Raw genomic sequence first — 19,494 nt, 5'->3', positions numbered from 1 at the left:
CGCGCTCACCGTGGATTTGCGGATCCTTTGAACACTTGCCGCCGTACTCCCCGTACTTCCTGTGAAAGGCGAGACCCACGGGTTCTACGAGGGATGACCATGGTCCAGGCGCATGTCTTCACGCACGAGTCGGTCGCCGGGAGGTACCAACTCGTCGATGTCGTCCATCGCGAGGCGAACCGGGTCTGCTGGTACGGCAGGGACATCAACGGCCAACGCCCCTTCCTTATCACCCAGATCGACCTTCCCCACGACCCGGACGGCGAGGCCTCGCCCCCCGCGAGCGCGCGCATCATCCGGATGTCCGAGACCATGCGGCTGATGTGCCCCGGCGCGGTCGCCACGGTCGTGGACGCCGTGGAGCAGGACGGCACCCTGTGGATCGTCACCGAGTGGATCGACGGTACGCCACTGAGTGAACTCATCGCCCAGCAGGGCACGTTCAACTACGTGCGGGCGGCCCGTATCGGCCTCCAACTGCTCGATGTGCTGGAGGCGGCGCACGGTGAGGGCATCACCCACGGCGAGCTCAGCCCGGGGCAGGTCTTCGTGCGGGACCGCGGCGCGGTCGTGGTCACCGGCTTCGGGCTGGCCGGCGCGACCCTGGCCCCGCGGCTCACCGCGCCGTCGTACGCCTCCCCCGAGCAGGCCCGGGACGAGCGCATCGGGCCGGCGGCCGACCTGTGGGCGCTCGGCACGATCCTTTACACGATGGTCGAGGGCCGCCCGCCCTTCAGGGACCGTGACCGGCCCGAGGCGACCCTGAAGGGCGTGGACCGGCTGCCGCTGCGCACGCCGGTGCGGGCGGGTCCGCTCACCCAGACCGTGCAGGGTCTGCTGCGCAAGAACTCCAGGGAGCGGCTGACCCGGCAGGTGGTCAGGGAGGCACTCACCCGGGCCCTCACGGAGGACCCCGCCGCAGCAATGGGCAGCGTGCCCGGGCCCCGGCTGCGTGGCGTCTACACCGCCGCCTGGCATTCCGCCCCGAACTGGTCCCGGCGCACGATGGCCGCCGGGACGGCCCTGGCGGTCGTCACCGTGGTGGTCGCTGCGCTCGCCGCCACCGGCCGTCTGCCCGGCACCGGGACGTCGTCGAACGACGCCGGGCCCCGGCCGACCGCGGCCGCCACGCCACCGGCCGGCCGCCCCGACGGCGGCAACTCCACACCGTCGTCATCCCCCTCGCCCACCACGTCACGGACGTCCTCACCGTCGGCGAAGCCCTCTCCCTCGGGCAATGCCCTCCCGCAGGGCTTCGCCCGCTACACGGCGCCCGAGGGCTTCTCCGTCGCTCTGCCCGAGGGCTGGAAGCGGGTGGACACCACGCGGGCCGCCAACCGTTCGTACCGCGTGACCTTCGGCGCGCACCACGATCCCCGTGCCCTCGCGATCACCTACAGCACCGTCGTCGGCCCGGACCCGGTCGCCGTATGGCGCGACGACGTGGAGCCCACGCTGCGCGAGGAGGACGGCTTCCGGCGGATCGGCGAGATCGAGGCGACGACGTACCAGGGCCACAAGGCCGCCGACATGCAGTGGTTCAGCGATGTCGACGGCACCCGGGTGCGCACGTTCGGACGCGGATTTTTGCTGGGCGGCGGCCGTGGCTTCTCGCTGCGCTGGACGACGCCTGCCGACGACTGGAACGACTCCGTGAACCGGCAGGCCCTGCAGACGTTCCTGCGGACGTTCCGGCCGTCGTCACACTGAGGCCCGGGGTGCGCGCATCGCCCTCAACGGAGGGCTGTGCAGGGGCCTCGTGTGCCACTTCGCCGTGAACGTCCGGTCGGGCAGCGAGCAGGTCACGGTCATCCGGTGCGGTGTCTCCAGGAACAGGATGTCCACGGCGAGGGTGTCCGCGTCGGCCCAGCCGCCGCTGACCGCGGCGGGCAGCGGCTCCTCGGTCACGGTCCAACCGCCGTCCCCCACCGGCAAGTTCAGGTCGTGACCGTCCTCGGTGAGCCGCAGTCCCCAGCCGTCCGCACCCTCACTCACCACGACCCCGGTCAGCTTGGGCTGGTCCGCGCAGCCATCTCCGTACGGGGTGAACGCGGCACCCGACCAGTCACCGGCCCCCTGCGGCGGTGCGGCCTTGCCGGGCGCCGGCGGGAGGGTGAGTGCGGCCATGCGCTCGCGCAGCGCCGTGTCCTCGTCCTGCCGGCCGGGCAGCGGTCGCGGCCCGAACGCGGGCAGCAAATGCTCCCAGACCAGGTTCAGCATCTCCTGCATCCGCTCCGTCGCCGCGGTCGTGGCGATCACGGCGTCGTGCTCGGGCAGCACCAGACAGAACTGGCCGAACGCACCATCGCCGCGGAAGCCGTACCGGGACATCCAGAACTGGAAGCCGTAGCCCTGCTGCCAGTCCGAGAGGGCGCCCTGCGGCGTGCCGTCGCCGTTGTCGATGTGCGGGCGCGTGGCCTCGGCCACCCATCCCTCGGGCAGCAGCCGCTCGCCCTCCCACACGCCGTCCTGCAGATAGAGCTGCCCCAGCCGGGCGACGGCGTCGGTGGCGGCGTGCAGCCCGCTGAAGCCCAGTTCGCGTCCGGACCGGTCGCGCAGCCAGGCCGCCTCCCCGATGCCGAGCGGGTCGAACAGGCGCGGGCGGAGATACGAGGTCAGCGGCCGGCCCGTGACGCGCTGGACGATCGCAGCGAGGCTGTAGGTCGTGGGCTGGTTGTAGGCGAAGACGGTCCCCGGGTCCCGCTCCGGCGGGACCAGCAGGAAGCCGCGCACCAGCTCCGCGCGGTCGGCGGTGAGCGCTCGGTCGAGCGTCTCGGCCTCGTGTCCACTCGCCATCGACGCCACGTGCCGTACCAGCATCGCGCGGCTGCGCGGGTCGGTGATGTCGGCCTCGAACTCCGGGAAGTAGGAGAGCACGGGGTCGTCGAAGCGCAGCAGCCCCTCCGCCGCGGCCAGCGCGGCGGCCGTCGCCGTGAAGCTCTTGCTGAGGGAGTACAGCAGGTGGGGGCGTGCGGGGGTGTACGGCTCCCACCAGCCCGAGACCACCAGACGGCCGTGCCGCAGGATCATCAGGCTGTGCGGCTCGATGTCGGGGGCGGCTTCGAGGGCGTCGAGGAAGGCGTGGACGCCGGTGGCGTCGACGCCCTGGGCCGCGGGGTCGCTGGAGGGCAGCGGACGAGCATCCATGCAGGCATCCTCCCCCGGTGATCCCCGGTCGATCCACGGTGGATCCACGCTCGGTCCACGCCGTTTTCCGCCGCCCGTACCGGGGACTCGCCCCCTATGGTGCAAATCGGATACACGATGATGACCGAGCAGGCCGGACCGCGTGAGCTGGTCGACCATGTGGTGCGCGCCGAGCAGGCCGGATACGACTTCTCGGTGACCTCGGACCACTACTTTCCGTGGCTGCGCTCGCAGGGGCACTCGCCGTACGCGTGGAGCGTGCTGGGCGCCGCGGCCCAGGCGACCTCGCGCATTCCGCTGATGACGTACGTGACCTGCCCGACCGCCCGCTACCATCCGGCGGTCGTCGCACAGAAGGCCGCGACGATGCAGTTGCTCTCCGAGGGCCGCTTCCGGCTCGGCCTCGGCTCCGGAGAGAACCTCAACGAGCATGTGGTGGGCGGCGGTTGGCCCTCGGTCGACGTACGTCACGAGATGCTCGAAGAGGCGGTGGAGATCATCCGGGACTTGTTCGAGGGCGGCCATGTGACCCGCCGTGGTACGCACTTCGACGTGGAGTCGGCGCGGCTGTGGGACCTCCCGGACGAGCCGCCGCCCATCGGCATCGCCGTCTCGGGCGAGCGCTCCTGCGCGCTGGCGGGCCGCCTCGCGGACCTCGTCATCGCCACGGAGCCCAAGGCGCAGCTGCTGGACTCCTTCGACCGGCACGGCGGCGCGGGCAAGCCCCGGGTGGGCCAGCTGCCCGTCTGCCACGACCCCGACCGGGACGCGGCCGTGCGGCGCGCGCACGAGCAGTTCCGCTGGTTCGGCAACGGCTGGAAGGTCAACTCCGAGCTGCCGCACCCCGATTCGTTCGAGCAGACGACCCAGTTCGTCACGCCCGAGGACGTCGCCGCGTCGATCCCCTGCGGCGACGACCCCGACGACTTCGTGGAGGCCGTACGCCCCTATGCGGAAGCGGGGTTCGGCGAGATCGCGCTCGTGCAGATCGGCGGCGGGTCGCAGATGGCGTATCTGGACTGGGCGGAGAAGACATTGCTGCCCGCGCTGCGGGACGCCTTCGGCTGACCGGGAGCGGCATCCTCGGCCGGGCGGGGTCCGGATAGGCTGCCCGTCTGCACTTTCGCAGCCCGACCAGCCCCGCACAGGAGAGTCGTCCGTGACCGTAGCGATCGTCCCGTCCGAGCCGTCCCCCGCCCCGCTGTCCGACCTCGTCGCGCGGGACGCACGCGAGTTCGGGGTCTACGCGCGGACCGGAGGATGGGCCTTCGGCCTGATGGTGGCGCGCAGCGTTCGGCCCGGTGGCCAGGGCGCGCAGGAGACGCCGAAGGTGTCCGCGAAGGAATTCGCGGAGCTGGCGGGCTGCTCCCCGGACCGCGTCATGCGCTACTACAAGGCCTGGGACCGGGCGGCCGACGACGGCATGGTCCCGCACTTCGAGGCCCTCGCCCCCGGCCAGGAGGTGGAGCTGCCCGACGCGGACGTGTGGCTGAGCTACTACGTCTCGCGCAACAGCGCCACCTCGGAGCGCGGCACGGCCATCTCCGAGGCCGCCGAGGCCGAGGGCATCCGCCCGACGAAGGCGCTGGAGGTCGCCGAGAACCCCACGGCCCTGCGCGCCGCGATCCTCGCCGACCCCTCCACCGCCCGCGCGGCGCGCCAGGCGCTCCTCGACCGCGTCCGTGAAGACCCGGACCTGCAGGCGGAGTTGGCGCGCGACGTGGTACGGAGCGACCGCCTGAAGAAGGCGGTCGCGACCGAGAGCCGGTCGGCGGACCGGATGGGCTACGTGCGCCAGATCGCCGAGTCGGGCCAGGTGAAGACGCCCGCGGGGCAGACCATCGACGCGCCGGTCGACCTGCGCCAGGAAGCCGAACGGCATCTGTCCCTGCTCGACGAGCTCGACGAGGAGGAGAACGCGGGCGAGTGGGCCACCGAGGCCTACGACACCATGAAGTCCCTGGTCGCCGAGGCCGTGGAGGCCGACCCCGAACTGCGTGTCCAGGAGCGGCGCAGCAAGTTCTACAGCAGCATTCAGCGGGCGACCAAGGCGTTCGAGGAGCTGACCTTCGACGATGTGGAGGACTTCGTCGAGGACGACATGGTGCAGCGCCTGGAGGAGCTCCAGCAGGCGATCGCCGGCTGTCTGACCGCGCTGCGCGGAACCCGGGGCTGAGCCCGCCGACCCGGCCGGGCTGAGTAGGCGTACTCATGCCGCCGCCCACCGGGGCGATCAGCATGGGGGCTCCACGAGAAGGAGTCCCCATGACTGCTGCAGTCCACCCCGCCGTCCCGCGACGACGGCTGCCCGCCGCGCTCGCCGTCGTCGTGGTTGTGGGGCTCGCGGTGTCGGCGTGGGCGCCGCGCGAGCGCACCACCTGGCTGCTGGAGACGGTGTGGGTGTTGGTCGGGCTGCCGCTGGTGCTGTTCACGTGGCGGCGGTTCCCGCTGACGAATCTGCTGTGCGCTCTGCTGGCCGTGCATGCGCTCGTCCTGGCGGTGGGCGGTCACTACACCTACGCACAGGTGCCCGTGGGCGACTGGGTGCGCGACACCTTCGATCTCGACCGCAACCCCTACGACCGCTTCGGCCATCTGATGCAGGGCTTCGTCCCGGCGGTGCTGGTACGGGAGTTGCTCGTCCGCACCTCGCCGTTGCGCGGCAGTCGCTGGCTCGCCCCCCTGACCGTGTGCGCGTGCCTCGCCTTCAGTGCCGTCTTCGAGATGCTGGAGTGGCTGGCCGCGGTGGTCGGCGGGCACTCCGCGGACGCGTTCCTGGCCACGCAGGGCGATGTCTGGGACACGCAGTGGGACATGTTCTGCGCGCTGATCGGAGCGACGGTCTCGGTGCTGGTGCTGTCGCGCGCGCACGACCGGCAGCTCGACGCGCTCGGCGTCACTTCTCGGTACCGCGGTGCCGGGTCCACAGCGGGATGACGTACCAGCACAGCGCGTACCACAGGACGACTCCCGCGACGATCCAGGGCACGGCCTCGTTGTGGGTCGCGACCCGCAGGACCAGCAGGAGTGCGCAGGCCATAGTGGCGAACAGCAGCGCCAGGCCGACGAAGGTCAACCGGGAGGCCCATTCGACGGCCTGGGCCTTGACCCGCCGCCCGGACACCAGGCGGTGCAGGGAGACGGGTCCGATGAGCGCTCCGGTCGCGGCGGCGCCCAGGACGACCGTCACGATGTAGATGGTCTTGTCGGTGTCCTCCAGCGAGTTGTACTTCTGCTGAAAGACCACGGTGAGCAGGAAGCCGAACAGGATCTGCACCCCTGTCTGGGCGACCCTGACCTCCTGGATCAGCTCGCCCCACTTCCGGTCGGCGCGCTCTTCCTCGGTCTCGTGCCGTCCCCACTCGCTCAGTCCCGCGTCCTTGTCCGTGGCCGGCACGGCAACCTCCCGGTTTGCGTCGTCCCCGATGTCCTTGCGGTCCGTGTTCCCCGTCCGCGCCCGATCGACCGGTCCGCATGCGAATCAGTGGCAGTTTGGGCGATGAGGAGGCGGTTACACGGAGCGCATGGTGAATGACGACGACTCGAGCAACCAGCCGCCCGTGTCCGCCACCGAGCTCACGGTCACCGTCAGCGGCGGCACGGCCGCCGACGCGCGTGCGGTGGTGCAGGTCCTGGAGCCCGCTTTCGGCAGGCCGCAGGACGACCTTCCCGCCGCCGACGACGTCACCGTCCACACGGCGCGGTTCGCGCACGATCCGGAGCACCGGCCGTCCGGGCCCGCTCGCGGCGCCGGGCACCTGTCCGGCGCGGTGACGCTGACCGTGCAGGGTTCGCCGGAGGCGGTGGCGGCGGCACGCGACACGCTCACGCAGGCCTTCTCGGCGCAGGACCAGGGTTCGGTCTCCGGCGACCAGGAGCAGGAGTGGCAGCTGCTCCTGGAGCCGTGAGCGGACCGGGTCCGCGCGGCCGGCGGCGTTACCAGCGGCCCTCGACCTGGTCCTTGACGCGGCGGTCGTAGAGGTCGCGGATCGCGGCGTGCGTGCCGTCGTCCAGCCGCGGGAGCCGGGCGGCGGCCGCGTTGGCGCGGGCCTGCTCGGGCGAGCGGGCTCCGGGGATCACGCTGGTCACGCCGGGCTGTTCGACGATCCAGCGCAGGGCGAGCTGGGCCGGGGTGTATCCCTCGGGCGCGAGGGCGGCGAACTCGGCGGCCGCCTCGACGCCCGTCGTGTAGTCCACGCCCGAGAAGGTCTCCCCCACGTCGAAGGACTCGCCGTGCCGGTTGTAGGTGCGGTGGTCGTTGGCGGGGAAGACGGTGTCCTTGGTGTACTTGCCCGAGAGCAGGCCCGAGGCGAGCGGGACGCGGGCGATGATGCCGACTCCGGCCTCCCGCGCGGCGGGCAGGACCTCGCGCAGCGGCTTCATCCGGAACGGGTTGAAGATGGTCTGCACGCTCGCCACGTTCGGCCGGGCGATCGCGGTGAGGGCCTCCGCGCAGGTCTCCACGCTGACTCCGTAGGCCGCGATGCGCTCCTCCTCGACCAGGGTGTCGAGGGCGTCGAACACCTCGTCGGTGGAGTAGACGGGCGTGGGCGGGCAGTGCAGCTGTACGAGGTCGATGCGGTCGACGCCGAGGTTGCGCCGCGAACGGTCGTTCCAGGCGCGGAAGTTGTCGAGGACGTAGTTCTCCGGGATCTGCTCGACCCGGCGGCCCATCTTGGTGGCGACCAGCACATGCAGGTCGGGCCGTCCCGCGAGGAACGCGGCGATGGTCTGCTCGCTGCGCCCGTCGCCGTACACGTCCGCGGTGTCGAAGAAGGTGACCCCCGCCTCGGCCGCCGTCTCCAGGACCGACAGGGCCTGCTTGTCGTCCACGTCTCCCCAGTCCGCGCCCAGCTGCCATGTGCCGAGCCCGATCACGGACGCGTGCTGCTCCGACCTACCGAAAGTGCGCTCTTCCATGGCGTCAGTCTGTCATCCGGCGTCGCCGGGGGTGAGCTGCGCCTGCACCGTGGGCGCGTACCGGTCCACGATCTCCTCCAGCGCGGCACCGCGCACATGGGCGGTGCGTGCGATGCCGAACATCACGCCGAGGCCGAGCAGTCCGGCGACGGCCAGTTCCGCGCGCAGGCCCGCGTCGGGGCCGTCCAGGCGCGCGGTGAGGCGTTCGGTGACCTGGGTGCGGAAGTTGGCGCGCAGGATGTCGCCCTGTTCGCCGTGCAGCGGCGCGAACACGATACGCAAAAGCGGGTCGGCACCCTGCCGCGTCTGGCTGACCAGTACATGCCGCACCATGTGCCGGCCGAGTGCGTCCAGCGGGGCGTCCAGCAGGGCGTCGGCGTCGGCCTCGAAGGACATGACGCGGGCGAAGAGGGTGTCCTTGTTCCCGAAGTACTTCAGGATCAACGGCGCGCTGACACCGGCGCGTTCGGCCACCGCCTTGAGCGTGATGTCGGCGTGCGCGTGCCGGGCCAGCAGATGGCGGGCGGCCCTGAGGATCGCCGCCTTGGTCGCCTCGGCGTCACGGCGGACGGGTGCGGACGCGGTGGAGGGCGAGGTGGTGGAGCTCGACGCGCTGGAACCAGGCGCGGTGGAACTCGACGCGGTGGGAGGAGTGCTCACGGCACTCATGCTCCCTCCATTGCTTCGTCCCGGCTGTCCCGGGAGGCGCCGCGGGCCCGGCGTGTCGCGCCCGTGGTGGGGTCGCCGGGGATGCTCAGGGAGGCGGCGCAGGCCACCAGGGCGACCGCGCCGGCCATTCCGAAGGCGAGCAGATAGCCGTGCAGGGTGGCCACGGGGGCACCACCGACCAGGCTGGTGTGGTGCACGAGGACGGCGGCCACGGCGGCGCTGGAGGTGGCCTGACCGATGGTGCGCATCAGTACGTTGACGCCGTTGGCGGAGGCGGTCTGCTCGGCCGGGACGGCACGCAGGATCAGGGTCGGCAGGGCCGAGTAGGCGAGCGTGGTGCCGGTCGACACCACCGTCGCGCCGACGATGATCATCCACAGGTCGCGGCTGTCGGCGATGCGCACGGCGTAGCCGCAGGCGATGACCGCGGCCCCGAGGGCGAGCGTGATCCGCGGCCCGCGCGCCGCGGAGATCCGGGCCGACAGGGGCGAGAACAGCAGCATGGTGATGCCGCCGGGCAGCAGGCACAGACCGGTCTCCACGATCGACAGTCCGAGGCCGTAGCCGGTGGCCTTCGGCGCCTGCACCAGCTGGGCCGTCACCAGCGAGTTGGCGTAGAACGCGAAGCCGGTGAGCATGGCCGCCACATGGGACAGGCCCACCCGCGGCCGCGACACCAGCCGCAGGTCGACCAGCGGCTTCGCGGTGCGCAGCTGCTGCCACCACCACAGGGCCAGGATCACGACGGTGGCGGCGAACAGGCCGAGGATCCGCGCGCTGCCCCAGCCCCACTGGCCGCCCTGCGACACCCCGAGGAGCAGGCACACGAGACCGGCGGCCAGCCCCAGCGCGCCGAGCACGTCGAAGCGTCCGGGCTCGCGCACGGGCGACTCCTTGACCGCCCACCACACCGCCGACACGCCCAGCACGCCGAGGGCGCTGGTCAGCCAGAACATGGTGTGCCAGTCGTAGTACTGCACGACCAGCGCGGCCAGCGGCAGGCCGAGGGCGGCGCCGATGCCGACGGTGGAGCTCATCAGGGCCACCGCGGAACCCCGGCGCTCCGGGGGCAGTTCGTCGCGCAGGATGCTGATCGACAGTGGCACCACGGAGGCGGCGGCGCCCTGCAGCGCGCGTGCCGTGATGAGCACGGTGATGTCGGACGACAGGGCGCACATCACCGAGCCGATGGTCATCAGGACGAGCGCCGACGTCAGCACCCTGCGCTTGCCGTACATGTCGCCGGCCCTGCCGAGGACCGGGGTGAGCACGGCGCCCGACAGCAGAGTCGCCGTGACCGTCCAGGAGACCGCGCCCGGGGAGGCGCCCGTCAGCCGCGGCAGATCCGGCAGCAGCGGCACGACGACGGTCTGCATGACGGCCATGAGGATGCCGCCGAACGCCAGCACCGGAATCGTGAGCCGGTCGCGCAGGGGCACCGCCGCGGCGGTGCGGGGTATCGGGCCCGGCTGATCCATCGACGCTCCCGCGTGCATGTGAAGAAGGGGTGAATTCCTATTCACCTTACTCAGTGAATAGCCATTCACCCAATTCCTTTCCACGGGCACGGCGTGACGGTGATGGGCGGGGACGTACGGTGTGCGCGGTGCTAACCCGCCGCCTCCGCCGTCCGGCACTCCGGGTGTCCCCAGCCCTGTGCGTTCTTCGCGATGGGCTCGCCCGCGCCGTAGGACCGGCCGCACAGGCAGCGGCCCGGGAACTTCGCCTTGATGGTGCGGGACGACGGGGCCCCGCCCTGCCGTGCCCCCGCGGACTTGCGGCGCGCGCCGCCCGACTTGGCGCCGCCCGAGGTCGCGGAGCCCGCCTTCGGGGTGTCCGGGGAGGGCGGCGGCTCGGCAGATCCGAGGGCGCTGCCCGCGGGCTCCTGGACCTTCGCCGCCTGGCTGGCCGCGCGGTCGGCGAAGTCGTTCAGCGGGTCGCCGTCGACCTGGTGGGCGGGGACGTAGCGGAAGTCGACCGAGCGGCCGTCGAGCAGCGCGTCGATGCGCACGACCAGTTCCTGGTTGGCGACCGGTTTTCCGGCGGACGTCTTCCAGCCGTTGCGCTTCCAGCCGGGCAGCCAGGTGGTGACCGCCTTCATGGCGTACTGGGAGTCCATCCGGACCTCGAGCGGTACGTCCGGGTCGGTCGCCGTCAACAGCCGTTCCAGGGCGGTGAGTTCGGCGACGTTGTTGGTCGCCTTGCCGAGCGGTCCCGCCTCCCAGCGGGCCGGGTTCTCCGAGCCGTCCGCGATGACCCAGGCCCAGGCCGCCGGCCCGGGGTTTCCCTTCGAAGCCCCGTCGCACGCGGCCACAACACGTTCACGCATGCGCCCGATCATGCCATGGCCGTGCGGGCCGCCCGGCCCGGGTTCAGGAGGCGTCGGTGGTCTGCGGCATCTCTCCGGCGGTCGTCGTGAGGTCGATCACCGAGAAGTTCGCGCCCTGCGGGTCGCTGATCGCGGCGAACCGGCCGAACGGGCTGTCCATCGGCCCGAACCGCAGCACACCGCCGAGCTTGGTCGCGCGGGCGACGGCGTCGTCGCAGTTGTCGACGGTGAAGTAGACGTTGATGTACGGCGGCACCTCGGGCGGAAAGTCGTCGGTCATCTTCATCCTGCCGAGAACGGTGTTGCCGCCGAGCTCGAACATACGGAAGTCGACCGCGTCGTCCTGCAGTTGCTTCGCCTTGTACGAGAAGACCGAGGTGAAGAAGGTGTCGGACTTCTCGGGTGCGCGGGTGAAGACCTCGGCCCAGCAGTAGGCGCCGGTCTGCTGCGGCGACGCCTCGAACCCCTCGTGACGGCCCCCCTGCCACACGCCGAAGACCACACCGCTGGGGTCGCGGGCCAGGCACATGATGCCGAAATCGCCGATCCGCATCGGCTCCATCAGCACCTCGCCGCCCTTTTCACGAATCCTGCCGACGGTCGCCGCCGCGTCCGGCGACGCGAAGTAGAGGCACCACTGGGAGTGCCCCTCCTGGCCGGGCATCGGCGGTACGACGGCGGCGACGGCCTTGCCGTCCGCGTACGCCTGGGTGTAGTTGCCGTACTCCGACGACGACTCGCCGAAGGTCCAGCCGAGGACGTCGCCGTAGAAGCTCTTCGCTCCCTCGACGTCACTGAACATCGCATCGGCCCAGCAGGGAGTTCCCTCAGGTTGCACGGCCATGACTCGGCCCTCTCCCGAATAGGTGGATGGTCCGTTTCCTCACGCTAGTCATCCCGCCGTCGAAGCGCGCGCCGAACGCGGGGGTCCGTTTCACACTGGAAAGAGGGGCTTCGGCGTACGGGGGGCGCGGGAGACGGACGGCGACGGGACGGGGTGCGCGATGGCGGAAGGGACCATGCGGGCATGGTCGGTGGTGCGGCCCGGGCCGGTCGGAACGGGGGGCCTGCGCTTCGTCGAGAAGGCGGTTCCGGTGCCGGCGGACGACGAGCTGCTGGTGCATGTGCGCGCCTGCGGGGTGTGCCGCACCGATCTGCATGTCACTGAGGGGGACCTGCCGGTGCACCTGGCCGGGGTGACGCCGGGGCACGAGGTGGTGGGCGTCGTGGCCGGGCTCGGCGCGCGGGCGGAGGGCTTCGCCGTCGGTGACCGGGTGGGCGTGGCGTGGCTGCGGCACACGGACGGCACCTGCGGGTACTGCTCGCGCGGGGCCGAGAACCTCTGTCCGGCCTCCCGGTACACCGGCTGGGACGCGGACGGCGGTTACGCGGAGTACACGACGGTGCCCGCGGACTTCGCCCACCGGCTGCCGCCCTCCCTGGACGAGGTGGCGCTCGCGCCCCTGCTGTGCGCCGGGATCATCGGCTACCGCGCGCTGCGGCGGGCGGCGCTGCCGCCGGGCGGACGGCTCGGTCTGTACGGGTTCGGGGGCAGCGCCCATCTGTGTGCGCAACTGGCGCTGGCCGAGGGCGCTAGGGTGCATGTCCTCACACGTGGGGCGGCGGCGCGGCGACTGGCGCTCGAACTGGGGGCTGCCTCCGCGCAGGACGCGTACGCGATGCCGCCGGAGCCGCTGGACAGCGCGATCCTGTTCGCGCCGGTCGGGGACCTGGTGCCGGTCGCGCTGCGCGCCCTGGACCGGGGCGGGACGCTGTCCATCGCCGGCATCCACCTCAGCGACACTCCCCCGCTGCACTACGAGAGCGAGCTCTTCTACGAGAAGCAGGTGCGCAGCGTCACCTCCAACACCCGCGCGGACGCACGGGAGTTCCTGGCGCTGGCGGCCCGGCATGACGTGCGGGCCACCACGCACACGTATCCGCTCTCGCGGGCCGACGAGGCGCTGCGGGACCTCGAGGCAGGGCGCTTCGACGGCGCGGCGGTGCTGGTGAACGACCTGTCCTGAGCGGGCCGGCGCGGGGAGCACTCGGGTGCCGTTACCGGCGTGCGATCACTTCGCCGGCGGCGCACTGCCTCGGCCGCGGAGTTTGCGCCTCCGCATCGTCAAGTCGCCCCCTTCACGCCGTACCGGCGCCTCGCCGCGGCTGTTTGCCTTGTACACGCGGTGCGTATCTGTCAGCCACCCCCAGGGAGGGAATGTGTCCGCGCCCGAAAGCGCCTCCGGACCCGCCACCGACGAGCCCCTGCCCGCATCCGACGGCCAGGCACAGCCGACCAGTCTGAGCACGCTGGCGGCGCGCCAGCTCACCACCACGACCAAGTCCGAACCGCAGATGCAGGCGATCAGCTCGCGCTGGCTGCTGCGGGCGTTGCCCTGGGTGGACGTCAAGGGCGGCACCTACCGGGTCAACCGGCGTCTTCAGCTGCGTATCGGCCGGGGGCGGGTGCAGTTCGAGCAGAACGGCGCCGACGACATCAAGGTGATCCCGCAGACGCTCACCGAACTGCCGGTGCTGCGCGGCTACTCCGACACCGATGTGCTCAAGGAGATCGCCACCCGGTTCCGGGTCCGCCATGTGCGGGCCGGGCAGGTGTTGTACGAGGCCGGGCAGCGGGTCACGGAGGCCTTTCTCGTCGTGCACGGCAGGTTCACCCGCTTCGCCGCCGGCAAGTACGGCGAGGAGGAGATCGTCGGGGTGGTCACCGACGGCGACCAGTTGGGCGACGAGGCCATCGGGCAGCCGGATCCGCTGTGGCTGACCTCGGTGCGGGCGGAGACGTCCGGGGTGCTGCTGGTGCTGCCCTGGGACGTGGTCACGGAGTTCACCGACCGGGTGCCGTCCCTCGCCGCGCACCTGGCGGCGTTCGCGGAGCGGCAGAAGCTGCCGATGAACCGCAAGGGCGAGGCCGACGTGCCCGTGCAGGCCGGCCATGTCGGCGAGCCGACCATCGGCGGCGGCTTCGTGAACTACGAACTCGCCCCGCGCGAGTACGAGTTGTCGCTCACACAGACCGTGCTGCGGGTGCACACCCGGGTCGCCGATCTCTACAACGACCCGATGAACCAGACCGAGCAGCAACTGCGGCTGACCGTCGAGGAGATCCGCGAACGCCAGGAGTGGGAGCTGGTCAACAACCGGGAGTTCGGTCTTCTGCACAACGTGGACTACGGCCAGCGGGTCAGCACCTTCACCGGCCCGCCGACGCCGGACGACATGGACGAACTGCTCGCCATGCGACGCAAGACCAAGGTGTTCCTGGCTCATCCCAAGGCGATCGCCGCGTTCTTCCGGCAGTGCAACCGGCGCGGCCTGGTGCCGGGTACGGCGACCGTCGAGGGGCATGAGATCCCCGCCTGGCGTGGGGTCCCGATCTTCCCCTGCAACAAGATCCCCATCAGCCCCCAGCACACCAGCAGCATCATCGCGCTGCGCGTCGGCGAGTCCGATCAGGGGGTGATCGGCCTGCACCAGACGGGCATCCCCGAGGAGTACCAGCCGAGCCTGAACGTGCGGTTCATGGGCATCGACACGGCCGCGATCGTCCGCTACCTGGTGACCGCCTACTACTCACTGGCCATCCTCGTGCCGGACGCGGCCGGGATTCTGGAGAACGTCCAGCTCGGCCGTACGGCCGACTGAGGGTGGAGTACGCGATGAGTGCGCCCGCTTCCCCGGCCCCGCTGCCGGGGCCACCGAACCTCGCCCGCACCGTGCGCGCCCGCCGCACCGGGGCGATCCCCGGCCTCAGACACCGGGCCGTCGCCCCCGCCGACCCGGCCAGGGTCGAGGAGGTCGACCGCCGCCTGGAAGCCTGGGCCCACGGTCTCGATCTGTTCCCGAAGGCCTGGTCGGGGGACTTCTCCGGCTTCCAGTTCGGCCGGGCCGTGGTCCTGCAGCATCCGGCGGCGGCCGACCTGGAGCGGCTGACCGCCGCGGGCAAGCTGCTGCTGGCCGAGAACCTCGTCGACAGCTGCTACTGCGAGGAGGACGAGGGCAGGGGCGGCGCCCGCCGCGGTCTGGGCGGCCGGCTGATCCTGGCCCAGTCGGCGATCGACCCGTACCACGGCACCCCCGTACTGCAGGAGCAGTGGGCGCGCGGTGTGCAGGCCGACGGTCCGCTGCGCTCGTACCACTGGGCGCTCAAGGACTACGCCGCCTTCGCCACCCCCAGCCAGACGGACCGGTTCGTGCACGACATCGCCCGGCTGCACCTCGGTTATCTCGCCGAGGCGGCGTGGGCGGAGACCCGCCATGTGCCGCAGGTCTGGGAGTACTTGGTGATGCGGCAGTTCAACAACTTCCGCCCGTGTCTGTCGATCGTCGACGCCGTGGACGGCTACGAGCTGCCCGAGGCGGTCTACGCCCGCCCGGAGATCCAGCGCATCACCGCGCTCGCCTGCAACGCCACCACCATCGTCAACGACCTGTACTCCTTCACCAAGGAGCTGGCGAGCGACCCCACCCATCTCAATCTGCCGCAGGTCGTCGCCGCCAACGAGCGGTGCGGCCTGAAGGCCGCCTACCTCAAGGCGGTCGAGATCCACAACGGGATCATGACCGCCTTCGAGGACGAGTCCGCCCTGCTGTCCGCCACCTCGCCCCTCGTGGAGCGCTACGCCCAGGGCCTGTCCGACTGGGTCGCCGGCAACCACGAGTGGCACGCGACCAACACCCACCGCTACTCCCTGCCCAACTACTGGTAGATCCAGCACTACTGACGCTTCGTCAGGCACAGCACAAGGAGTCATAGTTGACGATCGCCCCCGACGCCGACACCACTTCGGCACCGGTGCCGACCCAGTCCACGTACCAGAACCGCGTCGCGGAGTACTGGAACGCCGAGGAGAACCCGGTCAATCTCGAACTCGGCAAGATCGACGATCTCTACCACCATCACTACGGCATCGGTGACGCGGACCACAGCGTGCTCGACGAGCCCGATCCCGTACGGCGGCAGAAGCGGATCACCGCCGAACTGCACCGTCTGGAACACGCCCAGGCCGAACTCCTGGCCGGCCGGCTCGGCCCGCTCTCCCCCACCGACCGTGTCTTCGACGCGGGCTGCGGACGCGGCGGCGGCAGCGTCGTGGCCCATCTGCGCCACGGCTGCCACGCCGACGGCGTGACGATCTCCGCCAAGCAGGCCGCGTTCGCCAACGAGCAGGCGCGCAAGCGAGGCATCGACGGCCATGTGCGCTACCACCACCGCAACATGCTCGACACCGGTTTCGAGACCGGCGCGTACGCGGCGTCATGGAACAACGAGTCGTCCATGTACGTCGAGCTGGACCTGCTGTTCGCCGAGCACGCCCGGCTGCTGCGCCGCGGCGGACGCTATGTGGTGATCACCGGCTGCTACAACGACACCTACGGACAGGCGTCCCGCGAGGTGTCGCTGATCAATGCCCACTACATCTGCGACATCCACCCGCGCTCGGAGTACTTCCGCGCGATGGCCCGCAACCGCCTCGTCCCGGTCCATGTCGAGGACCTGACCTCCGAGGCCATCCCCTACTGGGAGTTGCGCAAGCAGGCCGACCATCTGGTCACGGGCATCGAGGACACGTTCCTGACCGCGTACAAGAACGGCAGCTTCCAGTATCTGCTGATCGCCGCCGACCGGGTCTGACCGCCCACGCTCACGCGCGGCGCGGGCCTGTGCGATGTACGCGGCATCCTCGCTTCGCACGAGCCCGCGCCGACGTGGGCATTGCCACTTCCGTCTCACCAGGCGCTGTTGACATCACGCAACGGGCGCATAGCGTGTCCTGCGCACAGCATGTCGCACAACATTCGGTATCTCGAACAAGAGCGGAGCGGTGGAGGGACACCACCGCCCCGGCTCCTCGACATGCGAAGGACATCGGTCATGACCCCACCCCTCGGCAGACGCCATTTCATCGCCGCCACCGGAACCGCCTCGGCGGCCCTGGCCCTCGCGGGCGGAGGCCAGGCACACGCCGCGACCCCCGGCGCCGCCCCGGCCGCGACACCGCAGGTGCGGCCGTTCCCGCTCACCGCGGTGACCCTGCTCGACAGCCCCTTCCGCGACAACCAGCGACGCAACTCCGCCTATCTGCGCTTCGTCGACCTCGACCGGCTGCTGCACACCTTCCGCACCAACGTCGGCCTGCCCAGCAGCGCCCAGCCCTGCGGCGGCTGGGAGGCGCCGGACGTCGAGCTGCGCGGCCACTCCACCGGCCATCTCCTCTCCGGCCTCGCCCTCGCTTACGCCAACACCGGCGAGCGGGCCCTGCGCGACAGGGGCCGCACCCTCGTAGCCGAACTCGCCAAGTGCCAGGCCGCCTCACCGGCCGCCGGCTTCAACAAGGGCTATCTGTCCGCCTTCCCGGAGAGCTTCTTCGACCGGCTGGAGGCCGGGACCGGCGTGTGGGCGCCGTACTACACGATCCACAAGATCATGGCCGGACTGGTCGAGCAGTACCGTCTGGCCGGGAACGACCAGGCCCTGAACGTGGTGCTCCAGCAGGCGCGGTGGGTCGACCTGCGCACCTCGAAGCTGTCGTACGAGCAGATGCAGCGGGTGCTGGAGACCGAGTTCGGCGGGATGAACGACGTGCTCGCCGATCTGCACGCCCTCACCGGTGACGGCAGGTGGCTCGACGTCGCCGAACGCTTCACGCACGCCCGGGTCTTCGACCCGCTGGCCCGGGGCGAGGACCGGCTCGCCGGACTGCACGCCAACACCCAGATACCCAAGATGGTGGGCGCCCTCAGGCTGTGGGAGGAGGGTCTGCCCGAGCGCTACCGCACCATCGCCGCCAACTTCTGGCAGATCGTCACCGACCACCACTCGTACGTCATAGGCGGCAACAGCAACGGCGAGGCGTTCCACGAACCGGACGTCGTCGCGGGCCAGTTGTCGGACAACACCTGCGAGAACTGCAACAGCTACAACATGCTGAAGCTGACCCGGCTGCTGCACTTCCACGCTCCGGAGCGCACCGACCTGCTCGACCACTACGAGCGCACCCTGTTCAACCAGATGCTGGGCGAGCAGGACCCGGACTCCGCGCACGGCTTCAACATCTACTACACCGGTCTGGCACCCGGCTCGTTCAAGCGCCAGCCGTCCTTCATGGGCACCGACCCGAACGTCTACTCCACCGACTACGACAACTTCTCCTGCGACCACGGCACGGGCATGGAGACGCAGGCCAAGTTCGCCGACACGATCTACACGCACGACGACCGCGACCTGCTGGTCAACCTGTTCGTGCCGTCCCAGGTCGTCTGGCGCGAGCAGGGCATCACCTGGCGGCAGACCACCGGCTTCCCGGACCGCTCCTCGACCACGCTGACGGTGACCGCCGGGCGTGCCACCCACCGGCTGCGCATCCGCATCCCGTCCTGGACCTCCGGCGCCCGCGCCACCCTCAACGGCCGTACGCTGCCCGACCGTCCGGCCCCCGGCAGCCTGCTCACCCTGCACCGCGACTGGCGCACCGGCGACCGGGTCGAGGTGTCCCTGCCGATGCGCACGGTCGTCGAGGCGACCCCTGACGACCCCGACGTGCAGGCGGTGCTGCACGGCCCGGTGGTGCTCGCCGGGACGTACGGCGACCGGACGAACCCCTGGCTGCCCCGGCTCGACACCGCCTCCGTGCGGCAGCAGTCCGGCAGCACTCTGCGCTTCACCGCGCGCGCCGACGGCGAGGACGTGACCTTGCTGCCGATCGCCCGGGTCCACCACCAGCACTACTCGGTGTACTGGCTCACCGGCGAACCCCCGCCCCCTCCGCCGGAGTTCGCCGCCTGGCACCGCTTCGACGAGACGTCGGGCACCACTGCGGGGGACGCGACCGGCAACGGCAAGGCGGCCCAACTGGCAGGCGGAGCCTCGTGGTGGGCGTCGGGGCGGATCGGCGGGGCGGTCGCCCTGGACGGCACGGACGGCCATGTCGCCCTCGCCGAGGACCTGTTGGCCGGGGCGTCCGCGTACTCCCTCGCCGCATGGGTGCGGCTGGACGGGAAGCCGGCGACCTGGAGCCGGATCTTCGACGTCGGCACCGGCGTCACCGCCAATCTGTTCCTGACCCCCCTCAGCGGCGACGGCACACTGCGCTACGCGATCACCGCCGGCGGCGCGGGCGGCGAACAGCGCATCGACACCGAGCCGTTGCCCACCGACCGCTGGGTGCATGTGGCCGTGACGTACGGCGGCGGAAGCGCCGTCCTGTACGTCGACGGCACCGAGGCGGGCCGGAACGCCAACGTCACCGTGGAGCCGCGGCACTTCGGCAATCACATCCGTGCCGGGTACGTCGGCAGGTCGCAGTACGCCGACCCGTACCTCAAGGGAGCGGTGGACGACTTCCGGGTCTACGGCAGGGCGCTGAGCGGTGCCGAGGTGGCGGCGCTGGCGGCGGCCTCCTCCTCGTAGC

The 19,494-nt window shown here is 71.1% G+C and carries 17 protein-coding genes; 10 read left to right on the top strand and 7 right to left on the bottom strand.

The window, feature by feature from the left end; translation table 11 throughout:
• Positions 1-99: 99 nt before the first annotated feature.
• Complete coding sequence (locus JYK17_RS05650; protein WP_222809921.1) at positions 100-1,710, top strand: serine/threonine protein kinase; 1,611 nt, start codon at positions 100-102, stop codon at positions 1,708-1,710.
• Here JYK17_RS05650 and JYK17_RS05645 read toward each other — a convergent pair.
• Positions 1,702-3,147: a serine hydrolase domain-containing protein gene (locus JYK17_RS05645; protein WP_222809899.1), complete on the bottom strand. Its 1,446-nt coding sequence runs from the start codon at positions 3,145-3,147 to the stop codon at positions 1,702-1,704. The genes JYK17_RS05650 and JYK17_RS05645 overlap by 9 nt on opposite strands.
• 96 nt (positions 3,148-3,243) lie before the next feature.
• On the opposite strand from JYK17_RS05645, the gene JYK17_RS05640 reads away from it, so the two are divergent.
• The 3 genes from JYK17_RS05640 (at position 3,244) to JYK17_RS05630 (ending at position 6,084) form a co-directional block, all read left to right on the top strand.
• Positions 3,244-4,215: an LLM class F420-dependent oxidoreductase gene (locus tag JYK17_RS05640; RefSeq protein WP_108012857.1), complete on the top strand. Its 972-nt coding sequence runs from the start codon at positions 3,244-3,246 to the stop codon at positions 4,213-4,215.
• A gap of 91 nt (positions 4,216-4,306) precedes the next feature.
• Entirely contained in the window at positions 4,307-5,323 is a 1,017-nt protein-coding gene (locus tag JYK17_RS05635) for a hypothetical protein (RefSeq protein WP_222809898.1), read from the top strand.
• A gap of 89 nt (positions 5,324-5,412) precedes the next feature.
• The gene (locus JYK17_RS05630; RefSeq protein WP_108012856.1) at positions 5,413-6,084 is read left to right on the top strand and encodes a DUF2238 domain-containing protein; all 672 of its coding nucleotides are present in this window, start codon (positions 5,413-5,415) and stop codon (positions 6,082-6,084) included.
• On the opposite strand, the gene JYK17_RS05625 is transcribed toward JYK17_RS05630, so the two are convergent.
• A complete protein-coding gene (locus JYK17_RS05625) occupies positions 6,044-6,544 on the bottom strand; it encodes a DUF6328 family protein (protein WP_108012855.1) in 501 nt (166 codons plus the stop codon). The genes JYK17_RS05630 and JYK17_RS05625 overlap by 41 nt on opposite strands.
• A 127-nt stretch (positions 6,545-6,671) precedes the next feature.
• Here JYK17_RS05625 and JYK17_RS05620 point away from each other — a divergent pair, with 127 nt between their 5' ends.
• Positions 6,672-7,055: a hypothetical protein gene (locus JYK17_RS05620; RefSeq protein WP_108012854.1), complete on the top strand. Its 384-nt coding sequence runs from the start codon at positions 6,672-6,674 to the stop codon at positions 7,053-7,055.
• Positions 7,056-7,083: 28 nt separating this feature from the next.
• Here the strand turns inward: JYK17_RS05620 and JYK17_RS05615 are convergent, their stop codons facing one another.
• The 5 genes from JYK17_RS05615 to JYK17_RS05595 form a co-directional block, all read right to left on the bottom strand.
• Entirely contained in the window at positions 7,084-8,067 is a 984-nt protein-coding gene (locus JYK17_RS05615) for an aldo/keto reductase (RefSeq protein WP_128804067.1), read from the bottom strand.
• A 12-nt stretch (positions 8,068-8,079) separates the two neighbouring features.
• Complete coding sequence (locus tag JYK17_RS05610) at positions 8,080-8,736, bottom strand: TetR/AcrR family transcriptional regulator (protein WP_108012852.1); 657 nt, start codon at positions 8,734-8,736, stop codon at positions 8,080-8,082.
• Complete coding sequence (locus JYK17_RS05605; protein ID WP_128804066.1) at positions 8,733-10,214, bottom strand: MFS transporter; 1,482 nt, start codon at positions 10,212-10,214, stop codon at positions 8,733-8,735. Before JYK17_RS05605 ends, JYK17_RS05610 begins: the two co-directional genes overlap by 4 nt.
• A gap of 131 nt (positions 10,215-10,345) precedes the next feature.
• Positions 10,346-11,077 (bottom strand): ribonuclease H family protein, encoded by a 732-nt coding sequence (locus JYK17_RS05600; RefSeq protein WP_222809897.1) that lies wholly within the window; start codon positions 11,075-11,077, stop codon positions 10,346-10,348.
• Between the two features lie 31 nt (positions 11,078-11,108).
• Positions 11,109-11,909 (bottom strand): VOC family protein, encoded by an 801-nt coding sequence (locus JYK17_RS05595; protein WP_108012849.1) that lies wholly within the window; start codon positions 11,907-11,909, stop codon positions 11,109-11,111.
• Positions 11,910-12,084: 175 nt separating this feature from the next.
• Between JYK17_RS05595 and JYK17_RS05590 the strand changes: the two genes are divergently transcribed.
• From JYK17_RS05590 to JYK17_RS05570, 5 genes are all read left to right on the top strand, one after another.
• On the top strand, positions 12,085-13,092 hold the full coding sequence (locus tag JYK17_RS05590) for a zinc-binding alcohol dehydrogenase family protein (RefSeq protein ID WP_181362495.1): 1,008 nt from the start codon (positions 12,085-12,087) through the stop codon (positions 13,090-13,092).
• Positions 13,093-13,285: 193 nt separating this feature from the next.
• Positions 13,286-14,728, top strand: coding sequence for a family 2B encapsulin nanocompartment shell protein (locus tag JYK17_RS05585; RefSeq protein WP_222809896.1), 1,443 nt, complete (start codon positions 13,286-13,288; stop codon positions 14,726-14,728).
• Positions 14,729-14,742: 14 nt separating this feature from the next.
• Positions 14,743-15,792, top strand: a complete 1,050-nt coding sequence (locus JYK17_RS05580; RefSeq protein WP_222809895.1) for a family 2 encapsulin nanocompartment cargo protein terpene cyclase — start codon at positions 14,743-14,745, stop codon at positions 15,790-15,792.
• 47 nt (positions 15,793-15,839) lie between these two features.
• Complete coding sequence (locus tag JYK17_RS05575; RefSeq protein ID WP_222809894.1) at positions 15,840-16,718, top strand: geranyl diphosphate 2-C-methyltransferase; 879 nt, start codon at positions 15,840-15,842, stop codon at positions 16,716-16,718.
• Positions 16,719-16,958: 240 nt separating this feature from the next.
• On the top strand, positions 16,959-19,493 hold the full coding sequence (locus JYK17_RS05570; protein ID WP_222809893.1) for a glycoside hydrolase family 127 protein: 2,535 nt from the start codon (positions 16,959-16,961) through the stop codon (positions 19,491-19,493).
• Position 19,494 lies beyond the last annotated feature (1 nt).

Origin of the sequence: Streptomyces plumbidurans, assembly GCF_019857225.1 — a bacterium.
Lineage (GTDB): Bacteria > Actinomycetota > Actinomycetes > Streptomycetales > Streptomycetaceae > Streptomyces > Streptomyces plumbidurans.
Note: the sequence above shows the minus strand (reverse complement) of the source record. Positions and strands in the feature narration are given on the sequence as shown.